The 7,476-nt window shown below is 78.5% G+C and carries 6 protein-coding genes; 4 read left to right on the top strand and 2 right to left on the bottom strand.

Going from position 1 to position 7,476, the window contains the following annotated elements; translation table 11 throughout:
• A partial coding sequence (locus HLB09_RS10395) for a DUF6077 domain-containing protein (RefSeq protein WP_281359365.1) occupies positions 1-1,761 on the top strand: 1,761 nt, incomplete at its 5' end.
• Positions 1,762-1,814: 53 nt separating this feature from the next.
• On the opposite strand, the gene HLB09_RS10400 is transcribed toward HLB09_RS10395, so the two are convergent.
• Positions 1,815-2,393, bottom strand: coding sequence for a PTS sugar transporter subunit IIA (locus tag HLB09_RS10400; protein ID WP_212770888.1), 579 nt, complete (start codon positions 2,391-2,393; stop codon positions 1,815-1,817).
• A 185-nt stretch (positions 2,394-2,578) separates the two neighbouring features.
• On the opposite strand from HLB09_RS10400, the gene HLB09_RS10405 reads away from it, so the two are divergent.
• The 3 genes from HLB09_RS10405 to HLB09_RS10415 all read left to right on the top strand — a co-directional run bounded on the left by HLB09_RS10405 (position 2,579) and on the right by HLB09_RS10415 (position 5,527).
• Positions 2,579-3,097: a hemerythrin domain-containing protein gene (locus HLB09_RS10405; RefSeq protein ID WP_171203310.1), complete on the top strand. Its 519-nt coding sequence runs from the start codon at positions 2,579-2,581 to the stop codon at positions 3,095-3,097.
• A gap of 442 nt (positions 3,098-3,539) precedes the next feature.
• A complete protein-coding gene (locus tag HLB09_RS10410; protein ID WP_171203311.1) occupies positions 3,540-4,031 on the top strand; it encodes an FBP domain-containing protein in 492 nt (163 codons plus the stop codon).
• A gap of 140 nt (positions 4,032-4,171) precedes the next feature.
• Positions 4,172-5,527 carry an FAD-binding oxidoreductase gene (locus HLB09_RS10415; protein WP_322790128.1) on the top strand — a complete coding sequence of 452 codons (1,356 nt, stop codon included), beginning with the start codon at positions 4,172-4,174 and terminating at the stop codon, positions 5,525-5,527.
• Positions 5,528-5,621: 94 nt separating this feature from the next.
• Here HLB09_RS10415 and HLB09_RS10420 read toward each other — a convergent pair.
• Positions 5,622-7,476 (bottom strand): HNH endonuclease signature motif containing protein (locus HLB09_RS10420; protein ID WP_171203312.1); only part of this gene is annotated, 1,855 nt, incomplete at its 5' end.

The raw sequence follows: 7,476 nt of genomic DNA on the forward strand, positions 1-7,476 counted from the left end.
CGGTGTGCGAGGGGCTCGCGCCCCGTCCCTCCTGGTCGCAGAAGCCGTGGATCGACGGTACACCGGGGCTCCCGGCGGCCTGCGGCCGTCGCCTCCCCCGTCCCGCCCGCTGAACGGGCGGCGCGCGCGGGGGACGAGCCGGCGGGGTACGAGCCGGCGGGTCGGGCGGCGCAGCCGAGCCGGTCGGGCGTCGTCGTCGCGCTCGTCTGGGCGGCCGCGCTCGCGGTGCTGGCCGGCGCGACCCGGTGGCCCAACCCGGACGACCTCTACTACGTCAACCTCTCGCAGTGGACGGCCGAGCGGGGCACCTTCCCGCTGCGCGACACGATCTTCTCCGACGAGGTCTTCCCCATGACGAGCTTCCCGCCCGTCGCCTCCTACGACGGGCTGCTGGGGACGCTCGCCCACCTGCTCGGCGTGCCCGCGGCGTCGGTGGCCTACCTCGTCGTGCCGTCGGTGGCGACGGCGCTGTCGGTGCTCGCCCTGTGGCGCCTGCTGCGCGCGTGGCGGACGCCGCTCGTCGCGGTGGCGCTGAGCCTCGCGCTCGTCTTCCTCCTGTGGGACGGCGGACCGGGCTACGCGGCGCCCGGCAACCTGTTCCTCATCCGGCTGTGGCAGGGCAAGGTCGTGCTGCTGTGCCTGCTGGTGCCGCTGCTCCTCGTCGCGCTGCTCCGCCACGCCGAGCGGGCGCTGGCCACGGGCCGCTCGGCGCGCCGCGACCTGGCGGCCCTGGCCGCGGGCGGCACCGCGGCGGTGGGCCTGTCGACGACGGGCATCTTCCTCGTGCCGGTGCTGGCCCTCGGCGGGGTGGCCCCGCTGCTCGTCGCCCGCCGCTGGCGCGCGGCGGCGGCGGGCTTCGTCGTGGCGTCGGCCTACCCGCTGGCCGCGGGCGCCGTCACCCTTGCCGTGGGCGGCCGGTCGGCCGACGACTTCGCCGAGCGCCGCCTCTTCCGCTTCGACCCGTCCTGGTTCGGGCACGAGATCTTCCGCGACGGCGTCTACGGGCTCGTCGGGGTCGTCGCGGTCCTGCTCGGGGCGCTGCTCGTGCCGTCGCGGGCGGCGCGGGTGACGACGGGCGTGCTCGCCCTCGTCGTCGGGGTCACGTTCGTGCCCGGGGTCACGCGGCTGGCGTACGACCTCGTCGGCCTCGGCCCGACGCTGTGGCGGATCAGCTGGGCCGTCACCGTCGCGGCGCTCGTCGGCGTCCTCGGCGCACGCCTGGCCGCGGGCGGCCGCCGGTGGCGCCTGCTGCTGCCCGCCGGCGTGGCCGCCGCGCTCGTGGCCTCCGGCCTGCCGATCTGGTCCTCCGCCAACGGCGTGTCCCTCGACTGGCCGCCGCGGTACGAGCGCGGGCTGGGGTCGGTCGTCGTCGCCGAGGACGTCATCGCCCGCGCCGAGCCCGGTGACACGGTGCTCCTGCCCGAGCAGGACGCCATCACCCTCACCGTGCTCACCACGCGCGTGAAGACGGTCGCGCCGCGCGACTACTTCCTCGACCAGCTGAGGGACGTGCCCGGCTTCCGCTACGAGCAGCGGCTGCTGCTCGTGCGCTTCGCGAACGGCGAGGTCGTCTTCGCCCCGGACAGCGAGGTGGTCGCGGCGCTCGACGACCTCGACGTCGACCAGGCCTGCCTCCTCTTCCCCGAGGAGGGCGAGCCGCCGTACCGGACCACGCGGGTCGTCGAGCGCGCGCAGCTCCTGCTCGGCGCGGGCTTCACCCCGACGCAGCGCGTGGGCCGCACGTCCTGCTACGCCCGCTGAGGGCGTCCTCCACGGTGTCGCGCTCCTCGCCGCGGACCGTCACCCCACGGCGCCTACGGCACCCAGGTCCAGAGCCGGTCGCCGGCGCCCACGTGGCCCTCGGCGAGGTCGGCGAGGGCCTCGTCGGGGGTGTCCATGGCGATGACCGGCACGAGCGGCGAGCGGCCGCCGCGCTCCACGGCGCCCGGGTCCCAGCGGACCACCGGCTGGCCGGCCTCCACGACCTCGCCCTGCTCGACGAGGAGCTCGAAGCCCTCGCCGCGCAGCTGCACCGTGTCGATGCCCAGGTGCACGAGGACGGCGGCGCCGTCGTCGCCCGCCACCACGAAGGCGTGCGCGTAGAGGACGACGACCCGTCCGCCGATGGGGGCGAGGGCCTCGACCGGTCCGTCCCGGCCCGGGTCGAGCGCGACGCCGCACCCGGGCAGCCCCTGCGCGAAGACGCGGTCGGGGACGTCGGCCAGGGGCCGGACGACGCCGGCGAGGGGGGCGACCACGGGGCGGGCCGCCGACGGCCGGCGCGTCGCCGGTCCCCGCCCGCCGCGGGCGCTGCCGGGCTCGGGGCTCGGCACCTGGCCGGCCGGGTCCTGATCGGTCGGGTCCCGGTCGGCGGGGTCCTGCTCGAGGTCCACGGCTCCTCCTGCGCTGGACCGCCCGCCCCGTCGGCGGCCGGCTTGGGCGCCAGAGGGTACGGGCGCGGGAGCCGGCCGGCTCCCCGACGCCGCCCCGCGGGCCGCCCATCGGGCCGCCCACCGAGCGGTACGGAGGTCGGGCCGCCCGTCCTGCGGGCCCCGGGGTGCGGTGCCACCCTCCGCGCATGGACATCTGCGACTACATCCTCCACGACCACGACGAGCAGCGGCGCCTCTTCGCCATCCTCGACGAGGTGCCCCGCGACGACGCCCGGGCGCTCGGCATCGTCTGGCACCGCCTCGAGGTGCTGCTCGAGGTCCACGCCCAGGCGGAGGAGGAGCTCTTCTACCCGCGGCTGCTGCAGCTCGGGAAGGGCGAGGGCGACAAGGACAGCGCCGAGGACGAGACCCTCGACGCCGTCGACGACCACGACGACATCCGCAAGGGCGTCCGCGCCGCGCGGGAGCACGAGATCGGCAGCCAGGAGTGGTGGGACGCCGTCCACGCGGCCCGCGAGGCCAACGACGACCACATGGGTGAGGAGGAGCGCGAGGCGCTGCCGGACTTCCGCCACCACGCCACGCCGCAGGAGCGCCACGACCTCGCGGTCGCCTTCGCCGTCTACGAGGCGGAGCACGCCGACGGCCACGGCGTCGACTCGAGCGACCGGGACCCGCAGGCGTACGTCGACGCCCACAGCTGACGCCCACAGCTGACGAGCAGAGCGTCCGGTCGGGCCGACGGCGGTCGGCCGGCGAGGGCTGACGCGGGAGGGCGGGACGTGGCGGGCACGGCGCGGGTGCCCGGCGACGTGACGGGGGCAGCGAGGTCCGCGTGGACGGCGGCGGCCGCACCACGGTCGACCGGACGTCGAGCTCGGCGTACCGTCCCGGGCGTGACCGACTCGTCCCGGACGGCGCCGCGGCGCCCGGAGGTGGTCGGCGGCTCGTCCGCCGGCAGCAGGTAGCCGCCGCCCGGTGCCCGCCCCGCCCGTCGTGGGCCGCGCGGTGCACCGGCAGCGGCTCCGCGGCACCCGACGTCCAGCCCTCCCGCGCTCGAGCGGGGGCTCTGGCGCGCCGCCGCGGGGCCCGCCCCCCGGACGACGCCCGCGGGCTCGTGCCCGCGCCCTCCCGATCGGTGATGACGTGCTCCCCCTGACCGCTGCCCAGATCCGTTCCTGCTTCGTCGGCGCCTCTCGCAAGGAGCTCGCCGACATGAGCCCCCCGCCCGAGCTCGAGACCCTCGACTGGGACCGCCTCGACGTCCTCGGCTGGCGCGACGCGAAGCTGCCGCGGCGCTCCTACGCCGTCGTGCCGGTGGACGCACGGCCCGTCGGCCTCCTGCTCCTGCAGGCCTCCGCCGCACCGCGCCGGCGCGCCCAGTGCGCGTGGTGCCAGGACGTCGAGCTCCCGGCCGACGTCGTCCTGCGCTCCGCGCGCCGGGCCGGGGCGGCCGGGCGCGCCGGGGACACGGTCGGGACCCTCGTGTGCGAGGGCTTCGAGTGCTCGGCCAACGTCCGCCGGACCCCGCCCCTGCCCTACGAGGGGTTCGACCTCGAGGCGGCGCGCGCCGAGCGCGTCGCCGGGCTGCAGGCCCGTGCGGCCGGCTTCGCGCGGGCGGTGCTCGCGACGTCCTGACGGCCACGACGACGCGTCGACCGTCGTCTGCCCGGCTCTAGCGCTGGTCGCAGAGAGGTGGAGACGGCGGTCGACGCGGCGGCCGTGCGACCGTGGGGGGCCGCCCTGCGCGGGACCGGCGGAGCGACGAGGAGGTGGCCGTGGCGGTGCACGACGGGGACCCGGGGCCGCAGGTCCTGGTGGACCGGGCGAGCCGCGAGGCGGCGTCGACGGACTGGTCGGGCCACCGGCCCGCCGGCCTGCCCGACGGGGTGGTGCGGGCGCGCAGCACCGAGGACGTCGTCGCCGTCCTGCGGCGGGCGACGGCGGAGCGCACGCCCGTCGTGACGCGCGGCGCCGGCACGGGTCTCGCCGGCGCGGCGTCCGCGACGACCGGTGAGCTGGTCCTCGACGTCTCGGGCATGGACCGCGTGCTCGACCTCCGCGTCGACGACCAGGTCGCCGTCGTGGAGCCGGGCGTCCTCGTCGCCGACCTCGACGCCGCCGCGGCCGAGCACGGGCTGATGTACGCGCCCGACCCGGCGAGCGCCGCTCTCGCGAGCGTCGGCGGCAGCATCGCCACCAACGCCGGGGGCCTGCGCTGCGCCAAGCACGGCGCCACCCGGGAGGCCGTCCTCGGCCTGCGGGTCGTGCTCGCCGACGGGCGCGTGCTGCGCACGGGGCGCGCGACGACGAAGGGGGTCGCCGGCTACGACCTCACCGCCCTGCTCGTCGGCTCCGAGGGCACGCTCGGCGTCGTCGTCGAGGCGACGCTGCGGCTGCGCCCGCGGCCCCGGCAGCAGGCGACGACGAGCGCCTTCTTCGCCGACGTCGCGGCCGCCGCCCGGGCCGCCGTCGCGGTGACCCGCGCCGGCGTCCAGCCCGCGGTGCTCGAGCTCGTCGACGCGGCGACGCTCGAGGCCGTCGACGCCGCCCGGGGCACCGACCTGCGCGCCCGCGGCGCCGCCCTGCTGCTCGCGCAGACCGACGGCGAGGGTGCGGCCGCCGAGGCCGAGGCCGTGCTCGCCGCCGTCTCCGCCGAGGCGCTCGAGGCGGAGACGACGACCGACCCCGCGCGCGCCGCCGAGCTCATGACGGCGCGCCGGGAGGCCCTGCCGGCGCTGCAGCGGCTCGGGCAGGCCGTCATCGAGGACGTCGCGGTGCCGCGCTCCCGGCTCGCCGACGCCGTGACGGGGGTCGAGGAGGTCTCCCGCCGGACGGGCGTCCGCATCGCCGTCTTCGCGCACGCCGGCGACGGCAACCTCCACCCGGTCCTCGTCGTGCCCGAAGGCGAGGACGTCCTGTCCGGGGCGCCCTGGGACGCCGCCTGCCAGGTCTTCGCGCTGGCGCAGCGCCTCGGCGGCACGCTCACGGGGGAGCACGGGGTCGGGCTGCTCAAGCGGGCTTGGCTGCGCGAGGAGCTGGGCGACGTGTCGATGGACGTCCACGCCGCCGTGAAGGCCGCCTTCGACCCCCTCGGCATCCTCAACCCGGGCAAGGCCGTCGTCGACGGGTGAGGCGGCGGACCGCCGCGCCGTCGGCCTCCGTTCGGCCTGGCGACCCCGGGCGCGCCCGCGGTGTCCAGCGGCCGGGTCGAGCGCCTCGGCCTCCTCAGAAGGGCGGGTCCCCGCCGCCCCAGGAGTCCGGTGGCGCCGGGTCGGCGCCGCGGTCGTCGGGGCGCGGGTCGCCGCCGTCCCCCCGCTGGCGCTCACCGTGCTGCCGCTCCTCCTGCTGGCACCCACCCTCCCCGAGCCCCTCTAGGTCGCGGGCCTCGCAGCTGCGGGTCCACCGCGCGTCGTCGGCGCCCGCGTCGCACGCCGGGTAGGTCGGCTCGAGCGAACGGGCTGTCCCGCTCCCCGCAGGCCCAGTGGCACCAGACGCACCGGAGGCGGCGTGGGTGGCGGGCGGCAGCAGCGGCTCGGCGCGCGTGGTGGCGACCTGGCCCAGCGGGCTCGCCCAGCGGGTCGGGCCGGCGCCACCGGCGGGGCGTCGCACCCGCCAGCCGAAGCGGTGCTTGGCCAGGTGGTGGCGCCGGCACAGGGGGTGGAGGTTGCACGGGCACGTGGGTCCGCCGGTCGCGTACGGCTCCACGTGGTCGAGGTCGCAGCGGTCGGCCGGCACGCGGCAGCCGGGGAAGGCGCACCGGGTCCGCGCTGCGCGCAGGTGCCGTTGCGTGGCCGCGCTCGGCGTGTACGGGCCGCCTCCGGCGGCGGCGACGGGACAGGCCAGGCGAGGACGCGCTGGTGCGCCGCGACGGCGTCCGGGAGGACCGGTGGTCGCCGAGGGAGCCGACGGGGTGGCGGCGTCGGGCGGTGCGGCGCTGGACGGCGGGTCGCTCTCGGGGGGCCCCTTCCTTATAGCGCCTGCGTCACTCGACTCGCTCACCGCCGGCGCTCGGTCCGCCGGCTCGCCGACGGCTGCCTCCTCGACCGCCTCCCTGTCGGCTGCCGGTGAGCCCCCGGCGAGGATCCGCTGCATCCCCGGCAGCGGCACCGTCACAGCGCTCCGGGAGCCCGCGCCGCCTGCGACGCGCAGGAGGTGCCCGTCCAGAGCGACCAGCCGCCCGGTGGCGGGGTCGGTGAAGGCCCGGCGGAACGGGTGGTGGCGCAGGTGCTCGGCGAGGTGGGCGGCGGGGACGGGCCCGACGCCCGCCAGCTGCGCGGGCTCGTCGTCGAGGCCGAGCAGGCTCGTCATCGCGACGACCACCTGCGGCCCGTGGCAGCGACCGCCGTGCGCGCCGGCGCGCTCGGCCGTGTGGTCGTCGGCGTCGTCGTCGGTCGCGCGCCCGGCGGTCGCAGCGGGCTCCGCGACCCCCGCCGGCGGCCGCACGAGGACGTCGACGAGCGCGTCGAAGCGCCGAGCGTCGACGCCCCGGCGGTCGGGCAGCGACGCCGGGTCGACCACGAGCGGGTCGACCCCGGCGCTCAGCGCCGCGTGGGGGTCGGTGCGCCCGTGCGGCCCCGAGCGGGCGCGGGCGGCGCCGGTGAGGGCGTCGAAGGCGGACGCCAGGTCGAGCGCGGGACCGGTGGCGCGCAGTTCGGCCAGCCCGTCGTCCAGGGGCAGCAGGCGGACGCCGCGGGCGCAGACGCCCTCCCGGCTCCGGTCGGCCTGCTCGGCGGGCTCGACCACGGCGGCGAGGTGCCGCACCCGCGCGCGGAGCTCGGCCGTCGTCAGCCCGGCGAGCTCGGCGGGCTGCAGCAGCGCGTCGACCCGCCGCGCCGACGCCGCGGACAGGTGCGCCGTCCCGTCGACGACCACCTTCGCGCGGGCCTCGTCCGTGGTGCCGGCCGCCAGCGCGGCGTAGGTGGCCGTGAGGTCGGTGGTCAGCGCCAGCGCCTGGTCGACGAGGTGGGCGGCGGCCGCGGTCGTCAGGTGCAGCGCCAGGGCCACCTCGGCGACGGCGGCCTCGACCGGGTCTCCCGTGGCGTGCGCGCGCACGACGCGGCCGGCTGCGCGACGACGGGCG

The sequence above is a fragment of the Pseudokineococcus marinus genome (assembly GCF_013004605.1).
Lineage (GTDB): Bacteria > Actinomycetota > Actinomycetes > Actinomycetales > Quadrisphaeraceae > Pseudokineococcus > Pseudokineococcus marinus.

What these genes read in the sequence shown, in the direction of transcription:
- HLB09_RS10405 (WP_171203310.1), top strand. Translation starts at nt 2,579, where the DNA reads ATGGACATCTGCGACTACATCCTCCACGACCACGACGAGCAGCGGCGC.